The following is a 15745-nucleotide window of genomic DNA, read 5'->3' as shown; positions in this document are numbered from 1 at the left end:
TAGTTTAGGTCTAAACGTTTTCGGCCACTTGCCGATAATACTCAATATTTTGTTGCCACAAACAAATGACGCAGATTACCAGGCGTATTTGCGGCGTCCTTTTCCACAGTGGAACCAGCTTTCACTTGTTCGTTTAACAGCAAAGGCATGCAGCGTGAAAGAAATTTTTCTATGCAGTGACAAGCTCGATAAATATCAGTCGATGGGTGAGAATGGACAGGCAGTATATATTTCCGCATTACAGCTGCGTGAAACCCTACGACTTAGAAAACAAACGGCGGTTGCTGACACTTTAGCCATCCCGCAAATCAGCGAGCATGGCGATCGAATCGACTGGTATGCCCCGCTGGCCGGTGACGTTATTCCATGGACGGCCGCAACGGAAGCTGAGCGCCAGGCCGCGCTCGCGCAACTCGAAACAACCCATGCAGCGTTTCGCCAGATAAGTAATGAATTTGCCCAAAGCCAGCAGCCGGAACGCCGGCTCTTTGGGAAATTACTTGAAAAAGCGATGCAATTCCCCGATCAGCAGCACGTGTGGCTGGTAGGTGGAAAGCCGGTCATCAGTTTTTGGGGATTTGTGAACGCCACTAACCAGGCCCGCATCGAGCCGCTAGACTGTTTGCGTCCAATATCTACAGCCTTGCCTCCGCAATCAGCAAGTATTGAACCGGTGATACCAGAACGCACCTTTACGCATCAAAGGCCCGCCAAAAGACGCTGGTGGTTGCTCTTACCCGCATGGTTGCGTTGGCTACTGCCGCTACTTCTGTTACTCCTTTTAGCGCTACTGTTCTTACGGGGTTGCATGCCAGGCATAACGATCCCTGGTATTTCATCTTCTGTATCCGCTTTGCCCGCGCCCCACCTTCCAACAGCCGAATCTCTTGCGCCGTCGTCAAGGGCCATCATCAGCACAACAACGTCTAAGGCGAACCTGCATTCGACAACGGGCAGTGAGATTTTAAGCGCCACGGGCACTTCACTCACAACGTCACAAGAGCAATCAGCATTACAAACGCCGTCACAAAGTGCAGCAGCAACGGCATCTGCTGTGGATCCTGCGTCAGCCACGAATAGCCCTCATCCCGGCGGAACAGCACCTGCTCTCGAAGCGCCATCAGCCAATACCTCAGCTGGTGCTAAAGTCCCGTTGACCCTGCCCGCATCTTCACTGGCACAAGGAAATACCCGTTTTCTGGACGGGAACTGGCACGCAGGGGCTGGTATTCAGGATCAACGCACAGGAAAGCCCCTTAGTCTGAGTTACCAAATCAATGACGGTAAGGGCGAAGTACAGATGATCCGTGGCGACGGTGTGACCTGTCGTGGCGCGGTCAATGCGGCCATTCAGTCAGGTCATCTCGCCATTAACAATCAGGGAGAAGCACAGTGCTCCGATGGCTCACGCTACCAAATGCCAGAAATTCTGTGTGCTCCCGGCGCGCAAAACATTGCGAATTGCAAAGGCCGTTACGACGCCAAAACACTTTTCCCTATTTCGATGAAGCAGGAGGCAAGTCAGTAAATGCTCGCTGAACTCACTGATTTTAAAAAACAGGTCAAACTTATTCGCGACAGCGGGATCCAGTTCCTTGATTTCGCCTTTACCCTGCCAACGCGTAAAGAATATGGGGAATTTCTTCGTCAACAGGGTGACGAGGCTATTATGCGGCTTATCTATAATGAGAGGGAAGATAAGCTGCAGCTCCCTCTGCCTGACAGCGAACCTCCTCGCTACGCAGACTCCGACTACACATTGACGACCGAAGAGTCGCTACGCCTCTATCGCGGCCTCTGGTTACCGCTGCCATTTTTCCGCTTCAACCCGCCACGAGCCTTTGCTCACGGGCCCTATAACTGGTCACGCGTCCAGTTCCATGAGCTGCCTGAGCCGGATGAAAAGGGTAATACCTGGCGCGCTACTCTGATTTTTGATACCAAAATTTTCCCGGATCGCGAGAATACGCAGTATCTCGCACCGGGCGAGGATGATATCCGTTCAGGTGCGGGATTTGCTCTGGCACGCCATCCTCACGAGATGAGGGAGTTTCTCTCACTGCCATGGGTGGATGAATGGCTACGGGAAGTTTTCAGTACTCAGGCTCGCGAAGTATTACGCCAACATATTGATGACATTGATGAAAAACTGCTGCAGAAGGAACATCAGGCGCATTATCTTAACCTGCTGCATGTCCTGGCGACGACGATTGTCGTTCCTGAAGTACAGGTCAATGACGTAAAAATCCGGGACTCAGCGATACCTGTAGACCTCGTGCTGGACATTGGTAACTCACGTAGCTGCGGCATCTTGATCGAAGAACATCGTGACGACAATAAAGGGCTTTCTCAACTTTATCAGCTTCAGCTCCGCGATTTGAGCCAACCGCAATTTGTTTATAACGAGCCTTTTGACAGCCGTCTCGAGTTTGCCCAGGCCGAATTCGGCAAGCAGGATTTCTCGCTAAAAAGCGGGCGCAGCGATGCCTTCACATGGCCAACCATTGGACGCGTCGGCGGAGAAGCCTTCAGAATGGCGGCTCAACGCCTGGGTACCGAGGGCTCAACAGGGATCTCCAGCCCTAAACGCTACCTCTGGGACGATCAACCCTATTCACCGGGATGGCGCTTTAGCCAGGCCTTCGTGAAAAGTGACAGAGAGCCGTTAGCCACTGCAGCACCGCTGCTGTATATGGTCAACGATCAGGGGAAATTGCTCATTCGCCTGAAAAATGAAGAAGACCGTATGCCCGTCTTCACGCCGGTATACAGTCGTAGCTCGCTGATGACGATGATGTTGTCAGAGGTATTAAGCCAGGCTCTCATGCAAATCAACAGCCCTTCACAGCGGCTGAAGATGAACCACGCCAGTACACCGCGTCGTTTACGAAATGTCATTATGACTGTCCCTCCGGCGATGCCAAAGCCTGAGCGCGCTATCTTTGAGGAGAGCATGCATGACGCTATCCGCATGGTCTGGAAAGCGCTCGGCTGGGAAGAGATGGATTATGAAGGCGATGACCCGCAGTGCTTGAAGTACGCCCATCCTGGCGTACACGTGAAGTGGGACGAAGCCACCTGTGGGCAGTTGGTATATCTCTATAACGAAACGCAGAACTACTTTGGCGGTCGCACGGACGAATTTTTTGCAGCTACTCGCCGTCCCGATACTCAAAAAGACACCAGCGATACACGCTCATTAAAAATCGCGTCGATTGACATTGGCGGAGGAACGACCGACCTCGTCATTTCTCGCTACACGCTGGATGAAGGCCAGGGCATTAACGTCCGAATTACCCCGAAACAGCTTTTCCGTGAAGGGTTTAAGGTAGCAGGCGACGACATACTGCTGGATGTTATACGGCTTTTCCTCCAGCCAGCAGTAAAAGCGGCCATGACCAAAGTCGGCCACAGCGATCTTGCAGCCGAATCAATGATGTCACAACTCTTCGGTAGTGAATCTATCGAAGCCGGAAAACAGGTATTACGTCAGCAGCTTACATTGCAGATCTTCGCGCCTCTGGCGTTATCTATTTTGCATCGCTATGAAGAGTACTCCCCGGAAAATGGGCGGGAGATACTGAATTACACCTTCCGTGAGCTACTTGCCGATAATCTTCCAACCGAGAAAGTACAGGATTACGTAAACGACGTTGCCCGTTCCGGACAGCTTGCGAGCGAAGTACCGTTCTCCATTCTGGATGTACCGCTGGAATTGGATCTTGCGCGTCTGCACAATGAATTTATCGACCCTCGCAGCGGGCGAATGAACATTTGCCACAGCCTGCGCGCGTTGTGCGAAGTGCTTTGGCACTACAACTGCGATGTATTACTTTTAACCGGTCGTCCATCTCGCCTGCCGGGAATTCAAGCGCTCATTCGCCAGCTTCAACCTGTTCCCCCTTTTCGCGTACTGCCACTCCACGGTTATGAAACCGGTGGCTGGTATCCGTTTAACAAGAAAGGATGCATTGACGATCCGAAATCGACAGCCGTTGTGGGGGCGATGCTCTGCCTGTTAGCGGAGAAATCCAGACTCAACAACTTCTTCTTCCGCACTGCGAACTTTAAGCCTTATTCAACCATCCGCTATGTCGGGATGCTTGATGGAAACAATGTGATTAAAGACAGCAATGTCGCCTATCGAGATGTTGATTTGGACTCCGCTGATTTCCAGTTACCCGAAGGGAAAGGCTTTGAAGCACGGGGGGAAGTGCGTATCGGTTTCCGCCAGCTTGATAACGAACGCTGGCCATCGACCGCACTTTATACCCTAAAAATTACCAGTGCGAACCTGGCAAGCGAGCTGTCGGGTGATGCTGTAATAAGCATCGGTTTAACCGCAGAACAGGGACGTGGACGTAGTAGCGAAGAACCGGTCAGTCCGGAGCGCTTCCAGATTGGCTCGATGGAAATGGAAAACGCACAGCGCGGTTATGGCCGTAGAGATGTTGCATTCCAGTTGAACACAATGGTCGGTAACGGGCTGAGTGAAACCCATTACTGGCTGGATAGCGGGAGTATTAAAAGCTAATGAGCACTATTCATCCCAACACCATTATCCAGGGCTGGAATGGCGTCGAACAAGGTGCAGGCCGGGCCATTGATTGGATCGCTAGCGTTCGTCAGGACGCGCCGCGCCTGAACACTGAAGCCGATCGCCTGACCATGAACTTGCGCCGCAGCCGTAACAAAGCACGCAGGCTGGCGCAGGCCGCAGCGAAACCGATGACAATCGGCTTCTTTGGCTTGTCGCAGGCAGGCAAATCGTATCTCATTTCCGCGCTGGCTGCGGGTGAAAACGGAAAGCTGGAAACACGCCTCGGCGGCAATCAGCTCGATTTTCTGACCCACATCAACCCGCCTGGCGGCGGCAAAGAGGCGACGGGTCTTGTTACCCGGTTTAGCCGCAGTGATCAGAGCACGGACGAACGCTGGCCTGTCACTTTACAGCTCTTCAACGAAGTGGAAATGGGGAAGATCCTCGCCAACGCATTCATCCATGACTTCAACCAGGAAAAATTTGACTGGCAGTTCGATGAAAAACGTATCAGCGATCTGTTAACGTCCCTGTCGAAACGACGCCTGACCTCCCGCAGCCCTGGCGTGACCGAAGATGACGTAGTTTCTTTTTGGGATTACCTCATCCGCCATTCTGAGAAAACGCAAAGCCGTTTTGCCCTGACCTACTGGCCACAGGCAGTAAGCCTCGCACCATGGCTTTCTGTTGAAGATCGCGGCCAGCTTTTCTCCGTTTTATGGGGCGAAGTACCAGAACTAACCAATGCCTATATCCGTTTTGCCAACACGCTACAGCGTCTCGGTGGAGTGCAGGAGCTGCGTGCCCCACTGAGCACGCTGGTTCGTAACGAAAACGGCATGCTTCTCCAGCGGGATAGCATCATGAACGTCGATATGCTGGAGCGGCTGAATACCCCGTCAGATCAGACTATTGAAGTCTGTCCTGTGGTAAATGGGCAAACGGGTGCGTCTATTTCGCTATCGCTGGCAGAGCTCACCGCGCTTACCGTTGAATTGCATATCCCGTTAATGGCTCCGCCTCGCGAAACAATCTTCGAAGCCGTCGACTTGCTTGACTTCCCGGGTTATCGCGGCCGTCTGGCGGTGGAGTCCATGGGTGATGTCACCCGCGAGGTTAAAAATGCAGAGAGCAACCCGCTAGCGCAGTTAATTTTGCGCGGAAAAGTGGCCTATCTTTTTGAACGTTATACCGAAAACCAGGAGATGAATGTCCTGGTGGTGTGTACGGCCTCAACAAAACAGTCTGATGTCAAAGAAGTGGGCGGCGTGCTGGACGAGTGGATCCGTTACACCCAGGGCGCCGATGCCGACGCGCGTGGTCGTCGCTTACCTGGCCTTGTCTGGGCATTAACCATGTTTGATCTGCGCATTAGCCAAAACCTTTCCCATGACGAAGCACTTCTTCGCCAGTCCTGGGGGCTTGGCGGGATGATCAAAATGGCGATGACAGAGCGTTTTGGCCAGTACAAATGGATGCAGGAATGGAGCCAGGGTCAGGCGTTCAATAACACGTTCCTGGTGCGCAAACCGCGCCAGCAAACGCCCTTTATCCGCATGAACGCAGGTAGTGAAGCGGCTTTCAACGACGACAATGGCGGGCAGCTTGCACTGATGCGGAAAACCTTCCTTGAAGATGAAGCTGTCGCTCGCTACATCGCGAACCCTGCTGAAGCCTGGGATGCGATGCTCACCCTCAACGACGGTGGTATGCGCCGAATGGCCGATTATCTGGCCCGCGTCGCCCGCCCTGAACTGAAACTGGAGCGGATCGCAGAACAGCTCGACGAGATCCGCCACGAACTGGTCGAAGGGGGACTGGGGAACTGGTACCAACCGGACGGCGAAGAAGAGCTGTCCAGAAAATCCCGAATTGCGCAAGAGATCCTTGCCACCCTGAAAAAACGCAGCGGCATGCACGGCGAACTGCTGGCGCGGTTGGTTCCGGCACGCCGCGATCTCCATGCACTTTACATGCAGCAAACGACCCTGTCTGCGCCTGAAGCAGAAGAAGATGCAGGATTCTTTGATATCGGTGTGGAAGATGCTTTCGAAAGCAGCGCAACTGCGGTGACGACGCACAGCCATGAGGTCGCTTTCGCGCACCAGAGCGTTCAGCTCTGGATTAACCATCTGCGCGGCCTGCCTGAAACCGCCGCCATGCTCAACTACATCAGTCTTCCGCGCCCGATTGCCGAAGCGCTGGTAGACGAATTGATCACGGGGTTATTGCGTTCACGTGTCGAGGACGCGCTGGTCAATGCAATGAAAAATACCGAGCAGGCTGGCGTTCGTCGTGAACGTATGGTCGAGCGTCAGGTTTCACGCGTGCTTCACGTGATGAGCGATTTCATCACCTGGCTGGGCTATCAAAATATGCCGGAATCGAAACGCCCGGCCCGTCTCAACCAGCCCGAACAGCCGATCTTTACCCGTCCACCAACGTGCGACAGTGTGGTCTGGAAAGGTGATGAACGCCTGGCACGCCTGACGCCGCAACAGCTGAACTACAGTGCCTTCTTTATCATCGACTGGCTGGTTGGCCTGGAAGCACTCATTACCGAAAACGCAGGTCATTCTGCCGGACGCGAGATTAGCGTCGCGCAGAACGAAAATCTGGGCGTCATTCTCCGCCAGATTAAATCGGCAAAGGAGTAACTGGACGTGATCAAACCTGAACTTAAGACGCTGACCCCTATACAACCAGGATTCGCATTACTCTTGTTGAAAGGCTGGAAAGGCGATGCCGAGGGCGTCACAATCTCGGTAGTACGTAATCAGGATCGTCTGTATCTGGACAGCCACGGTGATTGGGTCAGTGGCGAGATTTTTCTCGCCCTCCCTCCACTGATACAAAATGAGGAGACGCCCTGCGTTCAGGTCGGCCCTTCTCTGATCGATCCACTACTCGCTAACCGCCAGGCGGCCTATCGCATCACCATCAAAGATGGAAGTAATAAGGATATGGGGATTCTGACCATCGCTGAAGGGCTACTTAGCTCCCAGGCCGGTGGTGAAAACCCACTTCCGGAAAATATACAGACGCTGAATGATACCCCCATCGTGCAGCCGATGTCCGTTCAAGAACCGGAACCTGTCGTTTTAGAACCTGTCGCAGAAAAGCCTGTATCTCAACAGCCGCAGAAGCCGAAAAGCAAGCTGCCGTTATTTGCGGGATTAGCCATTCTATTGCTCCTGCTGGCCGCTGCTGGGTGGTGGTTTACCCGTAAGCCAGAGCCTGCAATTCCAGCGGCACCTCCCGCACCCGTCGCGAAAACTACCGGGCCGTGTGGTGATGAACAAATGGCGAGCGGCAATGAAATGGCGTTCGTTAAAGGGTGCCTGCGTAGCCAGCCAAGTAGTGCACAACTGCTGGACGTCATCGCAAAAGCGAAAGCGGCAAAACATTGCGATATCGCTCAGCGCCTTTACGCCTATAAAGCCCAGTCCGGCGATACGCAGATGGCCGTTCGTTATGCACAAGAATATGACCCTAAAACCGCAAAACCAGGGGGATGCTTCAATCCTGACGCAGAGACAGCGGCGTATTGGTATGAGTCGGTTGTAAATCAGGATCCGCAGAATAACGAGGCCAAAGCCCGTTTAGCTGAGCTGAAGAAATAGGATAAATAATGAAATACATGCATTGGTTCAGTAGCCTGGTGTGTGCCGCAACGCTGGCATCCCCCGTCTGTGCCGCGGGTAAACAGCCGCTTTTGCAGGAAGGTAAACATGCGTTATTCCAGCGGGTACTGACTTACCCAGGCTGCCAGCTGTCCGCCAAAGCAGGTGAAGCAGGTAAAGAGCAGCCGGCCTTTAGTCGATTCTATGTTTACCAAAGGACAACGCAGGGTCAGGACACGTGGCTGCAGGTTGGGCCGGACAGCTTTGGTCATACCGCTGGCTGGATGAAATCCTCCTGCACCGTTGACTGGAAAATGCAGCTGACGCTGGCGTTTACCAATCCTGCTGGCCGTCACCCGATGCTGTTCTTTAAAGAGAAATCCGACGTTGAGTCTCTTCTGAACAGCAAAAACCCTGCGGCAACATTGCAACCAATGCTCAACAGTTTGAGCAGCCATAAACCGGTCCCGCAGGTTCTGGCACGCGAGCCTGATTACATGGTGGATCAGTTAAAAAACTTTTATCTCTTACCTGTTCTTGGCTCAGATGATGTGTTTACCGATACCGGCTTCCAGGTACGTGTACTCAACGTTGCCTCCGTCAGCGAAAAGTCGCCCGCAAAAAAGGCCGCGTCCGCTGCTGATGAAAAGAACATGATGAAAGGGTTCTCCGCCTCGGTTGTCTTTGTGATCGACTCCACCATCTCGATGGGGCCGTATATCGATCGCACCAAAGAGGCGATCGATAAGATCTACAAAAGGATCGAGAAGGAACACTTACAGGATCAGGTCAAGTTTGGCCTGGTAGCTTTTCGCTCCAGCGTGAAAGCGGTTCCGGGTCTTGAATACGACAGCAAGATGTATGTCGACCCCAATACCGTTAAAGATGGTAAAGACTTCCTCGCTAAAGTACATGACCTGAAGCAGGCTACCGTTTCCAGCAGCAAGGTTGATGAAGATGCTTACGGCGGGGTCATGACAGCGCTGGACAAAGTGGACTGGACGCAGTTTGGCGCCCGCTACGTTGTACTGATTACTGACGCAGGCGCGCTTGATGGCACAGATAAGCTCTCGTCAACCCATCTGGATGCCGCCCAGGTGCGTCAGGAAGCCGCCTATCGTGGCGTTGCGCTGTATGCGTTACATCTGAAAACCTCTGATGGTAAGAAAAATCACAGTTCTGCTGAAGCCCAGTATCAGGAGCTGACGTTAAATCCATTCCTGCATAAACCGCTCTACTATCCTATTGATTCAGGTGATGTAAATAGCTTCGGTAGTATGGTCGATAAGCTGGCGAATGCCATTACCGGCCAGATTAAAACAGCCTGGAGCGGCGAAGAAACGGCGGGGAGTGCGCTGGGGGCAAGCCCTAAATATGCCGGTAAGAAAGAAGATCCCCTGCTCAGTGATGCCGACAAGTTAAGTAAGGCAATGCGTCTTGCCTATCTGGGTGAAAAGCAAGGCACCACGGCACCACCGGTATTCAAGTCATGGATAAGCGACCGCGATCTGATTGACCAAAACATCCCGGCGACCGAGGTGCGCGTACTGCTCACGAAAAGCGAGCTCAGCGATCTGAGCGATGTCATGAAGAAGATCGTCAATGCCGCCAATGAGGGGATGATTTCTCCGGATGACATGTTTGCCAGCCTGCGTTCTCTGGCGGCAACCATGGGCAACGATCCAAACCAGGCGAAAGGGAAAAATGCGACCCGCCTCGGAGAGATGGGACTGCTCGGTGAATATATCGAGAGCTTACCTTACCTCAGTGAAGTATTGAGCCTGGATGAAGAAACCTGGAAAAGCTGGGATGGCCTTGAGCAGGAGCGTTTTATCCGCAGGCTGAACACCAAGCTTAATTACTATCAACGCTACAACCAGGATGTAGACCGTTGGGTGGCATTAGCGCCCGATAGCGACCCACGCGATAACGTTTATCCGGTACCTCTGGAGAACCTGCCCTGATGTTGAGGATCCGCGATATGGAGATCAGCCGGGGCGGGACGCATGGCTATAGCGTCGCCCTCCCGCACCTCTCGTTGAAAAAGGGAGAGGTGGTCGCTCTAACCGGGCCTAGCGGGTGCGGTAAAAGCACGCTTCTGGAGATGATAGGGGCGATCCTCCGCCCAGCGCATCTTGCCGAGTACCGGCTCGCCGGTCGCGATATTTCAATACCGCTCATGGCTGAAAACGAGCCTGCCCTGGCCGCGCTTCGCGCACGCGAGCTTGGGTTTATGCTACAGCACGGCGGCTTGTTGCCCTGGTTATCCGTGATAGAAAACATCACTCTGGTTCGCAGGCTGGCAGGACTTAGCCTACAGTCAGCCTGGCTCGATAAGGCCATCGACACCCTGGGCGTGCGGCCGCTGCTGACAAGAATGCCTTCCCGGCTTTCTATCGGCGAGCGCCAGCGCGTTGCCTTCATCCGTGCGATTGCCCACCAGCCACGCTTACTCCTTGCCGATGAACCGACTGCGGCGCTGGATCCTGATAATGCAGACCGGCTGTTTGACCTGATGATCGGTTTGGTGCGCTCACTGGATATGGCAGCCATTATTGTGAGCCACGACTGGCAGCGCGTGACGCATTTTGGGATTGACCGATATCAGGCCGTGACCGGAGAGGGAAAAAGTGTCTTCTTACCCAGCTGATATGCCAGCGTCAGGCACCCTGCTGTGCCGTATGGCTCTGCGCGATCTCATTCACGATCGCAAGGTCGCGCTGTGCATCATCTTCTCTTTGATTGCCGTTATCGCACCGTTATTGCTGCTGTTCGGATTGAAGAATGGCATTGTCAGCCAGCTTCGCCATCAGCTTCTCGACGACCCTCGCACCCGGGAAGTACGTATGACGGGTAATGGTAATTATGATTTTGCCTGGCTTGATAAGCTCGCCCGCCGTTCAGAAGTCGGATTTTCGATTCCGTTGACTCGTTCGCTGAACACTCAGGCCGATCTGGTCCGAGACGGGCAACACTTTGTCCCGGGTGCTGAAGTGATCCCGACGGCCAAAGGCGATCCTCTTTTGCAGGATGTCAGAGCACCGGTCAAAGACAGCGATACCGTACTCAGCGCCAGTGCGGCACGCCGCCTTGGCGTGCAGACAGGAGATATCCTGCGCCTGATGGTGAGCCGAAAAAGCGAAGGGAAAAACCAACGCGCCACGTTCGCTTTAACCGTTACCGGCGTGCTGGATGACGCAAAATTTTCACGTCAAGGTGCCTTTATTACATTGCCTTTGCTTGTTGCTCTGGAAGACTACCGCGATGGCTTTCAGGTTCCCTTGCTGGGGGTCAGCGATGGCAAGCCGTTCAGAGAGAGAACCCGCTATTCAAGAGCACGTATCTATGCCAGTTCGATAGATGACGTTTCACTCCTCGCGCGGTGGCTGGAGACGCAGAACATTGAGGCTATCACTCAGTCAGCTCAAATTGAGTCTGTGCGTGCCATCGACCGTGTGCTGGGTATTATCTTTGGCGTGATTGCCTGGATCTCTGCATCAGGGTGCATCGCCTCGTTAGTCGGTGCCTTCATCGCCAACATTGATCGTAAGCGCAAAGATATGGCCGTGCTGCGCCTTCTGGGTTTTCGCCGTCGCTCTGTGACGCTTTTTATTATTATTCAGGCGCTGTGTTTGACCGGCGTCTCATACGGACTGGGTGTGATCATCTACCTGCTGGGCAGTGCATTGTTCAACCATGTGTTGGGCAGTTCTTTACCGGACCAGGCATTCGTCTGTCACCTTGACCCCCTTCATTTTATCGCAGCATTGCTCTGTGTCCTTGCCGTGGCGTTAGGCGTGGCCGCTATCGGAGCACTGCGCGCACTGAAAATCGAACCTGCGGAGAGTTTACGTGAAATCTAAACTGGCGATGAGCCTGGCTATCATTGGACTCGGGTACGCCTGGGCGGCTAATGCCACCTGGGATGAAAAGTTCTGGAACCCAAAACCTCTGGCCGATGACGTGATATTGCCTATGCCGTGCGACGGTGCCATGGCATTTCGCAAAGTCGCTATCCCGCTGAATAAACCGCTGGAAGATTACAACATCACGCTGGGGCAAGAAGGCGACGACTGGGGATACGTTGAACAATCTCGCCAGGAACACATTGCAGGCAGTTTCCCGGAGAAGGGTGGTAAGGGCCGTTATTACCTGATGGCCAAATATGAACTGAGCGACCTGCAGTATCGCGCGCTTTCTGGGGAATGCCCGACGACGGATATGAAAGGACGTTTACCGAAGGTGAGTATTGGCTGGATGGATGCCATGGTATTCGCAAATCAATACAACCTGTGGTTACGAAAAGAAAAACTTTCTGCACTGCCTGAAGATGATGGTCAGGCGGGATTTTTACGGCTTCCGACAGAAACCGAGTGGGAGTTTGCCGCACGCGGCGGGCTCGCGGTTTCCCCCGCAGAGTTCCGCGATCGCCACTTCCCGATGCCTGAAGGATTAAACGGTTATGTCTGGTTTGCGGGGGCACAGTCTGCAAATGGAAAACTTCAGCTTACCGGCCTGCTGAAACCTAACCCGCTCGGATTGCACGACATACTGGGCAACGCAGCAGAGATGATGTTTGACCCGTTCCGCCTGAACAAGCTCGATCGCCTGCATGGTAAGGCTGGGGGCTATGTCGTTCGGGGGGGCAGTTATATGACTCCTCAGGCGGATATCCGCAGTTCACTGCGTGGAGAGGAGCCGTACTATGCCAATGCAGGCGAGAATACAACCAAAAGCACCGGTGTTCGTCTGGTTTTAGTTTCCACAACCCTGACATCACGCGAGCGGGTGAAAGAGATTGAAAAAGAGTGGCAATCATTAGGCACGGGTAAAAAGGAAACACCTGCAGGCAAAGCTGATGATTCTCTAAAAAACCTGAATGCTATCTCGGCAAAAGTCCAGGATGACGCACTGAAGAAACAACTTGAGCAACTGCGCGGTGAGCTGCGCGCAAATAGCCAGCTTCGGGATGAACAACGGGATCAGGCAATACGCACATCGTTACAGTTGGGCGCCTTTTTGTGCACAAAAATGAAAGATGACGGCGAGTTTTACGATCGTCTCAACCAGCTCTTCACCAAAACCTGTGCCGCAGGCAGCCAGCTTGATGCTAATTGCTCCCGCCGTCAGGAACAGCTTGGTCAACATCAAAAAGCCCTTGATTTTATTACCAGTTATTACGCTGACACACTGGTAGACATGGGCACAACCTATGACAAACCCCTCATCGAACCGCAGGTCGCTGTCGTATTGCAACAGATGGCTGCACGCGGAAAAACCAACCTTAACGGTTATCTCGATACCTACTGGAAGAACCTTCAGGGGTACTGGAAAGATGGAAAAGTTGCGCGCGAGGCGTGGCTTAGTTCATGTAAAAAAAATAATTAAATAGTTCAGGAGATTGGAATGTTAAAGGTTATTCGCACAGCAGTGATAGCAGGAATGATGGTATTTCTGGCGGGGTGCCAGAATGGCAGTACGGGAAGTAGTGGCGGCGTCGACCCGCGCCTTGCCAATAATCAGGATGTTGAGTTTTTCAATAAATCAGGCTGGCAGGCCTGTGCTGGCGGCGCGGTAATCGGCGCACTGGCCTGCGCTGTCAGTAACTCCAGCAACAAAGCAGTATGTATGGCCGCCGCCGCTATCGCCGGTTGCGGTGTGGGTATGGGGGCTAACGCCTATCTGGATAATCAGCGCAAAAAATACGCCTCCAAAGAGCTGCAGTTAAACGCAACGATTAAGGATGTTGAAGCCGAAAACAAACGCATTCAGAACGCAACCAGCGTTGCAAAATCGGTTATCGACTCTGATAAAAAGACCCTCGCTCAAATAGAAAAAGATATGGCTGCAAACACGGTGAAAAAAGACGCAGTACAGAAGCAAATTAAAGGAGTGGATGCCAACATTGCTTACCTTCGTGGCACCATCACCGACATGAAAAAACATGAGAAGCAGTGGCAGGACGTTTCTGCAGACATGAGCAAATCCGGCAGTGATACCCAAAATCTGGATAGCGAGATTGCGTTGATGCGCGACAAAATTGGCTCTCTGCAGGGCGAGCTCGATAGCCTCTATACCCAGCGCACCGCGCTGAAAGTCGGTTGAGGGGAATAGCAATGCGTTATATTTTTCTTGCACTCAGCGCCCTCATATTAGCCGGCTGTGCCACTAACGCGCGAGATTGTGACCCGACAACCGGTGATGTCAGCATTATTACCAAATTTAACTGCAACTACTCCGGCACCTGGGATAAGCGCGTTGAAGATAAACAAAAAACGCTGCAATACGATCAGGAACTGAATAAAGAGTTCAAAGCGGTGAATGATGCGATTGAAAAAGAGAAAGCACTGAGCAATGCCAACGTAGCCAGTAAACAAAAATCGCAGCAAGAACTGCAAAAGTCGATGAACAATCTGCTCGCCCAGTTGAAGAAAAAAACAGCTGGCCGGGCTGATGCTCAAAAGCAAGTTGCAGACCTGGAAAAAAATATGAAGGAGGCGCAAAACAAACCAAGCGCTTCCGAATTGCAAAAACAGATGGAACTGCAGAAGCTGCAGGGACAGCTGAATGAATTACAAGAAACACTGGCTTCACAATAATAAAATAGCAGCCGGGTTACCGGCTGCTTTACCTGCTAAGGAAAAATAACGTTGAAATCTCAATTACTCTCTGCTGGATTATTGACCCTTCTGGCGACAATTCCAAGCGTTCATGCTGCACCGCCTGAGCCTGAGCTTATTTTCAACTGCGAACTCACGAACGAAAAATACGTTATCGTCCGTCTAGAGCACGATGTTCCTACTTATTATTACGGCTCACTTGAAAAAGTAGAAATGACTCTCCCCCAAAATGAGGGAGACAAAACGCAGGTTCGCCTGGGTGAAATGACGTTCTCGGGTGGAGGCGCTTATTATTATCGTTTCATCAATGGCAACTACAGCTATGTTGTTTATAGCGGTACGGGAAAAGGATGGGATTATACCGGCCTGAAAGTATATAAAAACCAAAAGCTCATCATGAAAAAAGAGTGCACTAATGGGGGGTTTTTACCTAATGAATATCGCGGTCAAGGCCTCGTAAAAGAAGCGGACACCGGTGATGATGCAACATACGGTTATGTTGATTAATACATCATTTTCAGGATGGTAAAATATGATGAGCCGTTACTTACACTGTAGCATAGTATTCGCATGTCTTTTATTCGCTGCTCCATCTCATGCGATTGAGATCTGGCACTCAAACACCGTCTGGGCAAATCAAGGGATGTGCAGCGCCACTTTCACGCTGGACAGTGGCATGGAAAGCGTTGGTTCGTTAGAGATAGGCTTTGACCTCGTTGATGCAAAAAATAACCTTGTAGCTCATGATACTTTGCAGGTAGAGCCATTCGGCGATTCTGATGCCACGCGATACCAAACGGCTTTCGCCGAAGGCGAGCATTATTGCGAAAGCAATCTCACGCTGCGCCTGACGTCACTGGCGTTAGTTAACGGAAAGACCAAACAGCCTTTACCTCTCAGTTTGCTTACACCAAGGCCATTTATTCCATTCCCTATCATTAACCCGCAGGCAGATCACTAAT

12 protein-coding genes are annotated in these 15745 nt (G+C 52.4%); all 12 read left to right on the top strand.

The genetic code is table 11. The features are described from left to right. Nucleotides 1-154 precede the first annotated feature (154 nt). Genes UR504_RS14470 through UR504_RS14415 form a run of 12 tightly spaced genes read left to right on the top strand, consistent with a single transcriptional unit; the run spans nt 155 to nt 15744 of the window. Complete coding sequence (locus tag UR504_RS14470) at nt 155-1528, top strand: SrfA family protein (RefSeq protein WP_274241893.1); 1374 nt, start codon at nt 155-157, stop codon at nt 1526-1528. Further along, the gene (locus tag UR504_RS14465; protein ID WP_320739839.1) at nt 1529-4534 is read left to right on the top strand and encodes a virulence factor SrfB; all 3006 of its coding nucleotides are present in this window, start codon (nt 1529-1531) and stop codon (nt 4532-4534) included. After that, nucleotides 4534-7197 carry a putative virulence factor gene (locus UR504_RS14460; RefSeq protein ID WP_133293706.1) on the top strand — a complete coding sequence of 888 codons (2664 nt, stop codon included), beginning with the start codon at nt 4534-4536 and terminating at the stop codon, nt 7195-7197. Before UR504_RS14465 ends, UR504_RS14460 begins: the two co-directional genes overlap by 1 nt. Nucleotides 7198-7203: 6 nt before the next feature. Then, entirely contained in the window at nt 7204-8163 is a 960-nt protein-coding gene (locus UR504_RS14455) for a hypothetical protein (RefSeq protein WP_127729462.1), read from the top strand. 8 nt (nt 8164-8171) lie between these two features. Beyond that, nucleotides 8172-10127, top strand: a complete 1956-nt coding sequence (locus UR504_RS14450; RefSeq protein WP_133293705.1) for a vWA domain-containing protein — start codon at nt 8172-8174, stop codon at nt 10125-10127. Further along, entirely contained in the window at nt 10127-10813 is a 687-nt protein-coding gene (locus tag UR504_RS14445; RefSeq protein ID WP_274241891.1) for an ABC transporter ATP-binding protein, read from the top strand. Before UR504_RS14450 ends, UR504_RS14445 begins: the two co-directional genes overlap by 1 nt. A 31-nt stretch (nt 10814-10844) precedes the next feature. Continuing rightward, nucleotides 10845-12026, top strand: a complete 1182-nt coding sequence (locus UR504_RS14440) for an ABC transporter permease (protein WP_232057367.1) — start codon at nt 10845-10847, stop codon at nt 12024-12026. Beyond that, entirely contained in the window at nt 12016-13551 is a 1536-nt protein-coding gene (locus tag UR504_RS14435; RefSeq protein ID WP_248175315.1) for an SUMF1/EgtB/PvdO family nonheme iron enzyme, read from the top strand. The genes UR504_RS14440 and UR504_RS14435 overlap by 11 nt, the downstream gene beginning before the upstream one ends. Nucleotides 13552-13569: 18 nt before the next feature. Continuing rightward, on the top strand, nt 13570-14268 hold the full coding sequence (locus UR504_RS14430) for a hypothetical protein (RefSeq protein ID WP_133293703.1): 699 nt from the start codon (nt 13570-13572) through the stop codon (nt 14266-14268). Between the two features lie 11 nt (nt 14269-14279). Next, the gene (locus UR504_RS14425; RefSeq protein WP_115876568.1) at nt 14280-14762 is read left to right on the top strand and encodes a hypothetical protein; all 483 of its coding nucleotides are present in this window, start codon (nt 14280-14282) and stop codon (nt 14760-14762) included. 51 nt (nt 14763-14813) lie between these two features. Then, nucleotides 14814-15290 (top strand): hypothetical protein, encoded by a 477-nt coding sequence (locus UR504_RS14420; RefSeq protein WP_181899772.1) that lies wholly within the window; start codon nt 14814-14816, stop codon nt 15288-15290. A 25-nt stretch (nt 15291-15315) separates the two neighbouring features. Beyond that, complete coding sequence (locus UR504_RS14415) at nt 15316-15744, top strand: IrmA family protein (protein ID WP_320739837.1); 429 nt, start codon at nt 15316-15318, stop codon at nt 15742-15744. Nucleotide 15745 lies beyond the last annotated feature (1 nt).

It is taken from the genome of Enterobacter sp. 241F3 (assembly GCF_034106785.1).
Taxonomy (GTDB): domain Bacteria; phylum Pseudomonadota; class Gammaproteobacteria; order Enterobacterales; family Enterobacteriaceae; genus Enterobacter; species Enterobacter vonholyi.
The sequence above is the reverse complement of the archived record's forward strand: the minus strand, read 5'-3'. Positions and strand labels throughout refer to the sequence as shown.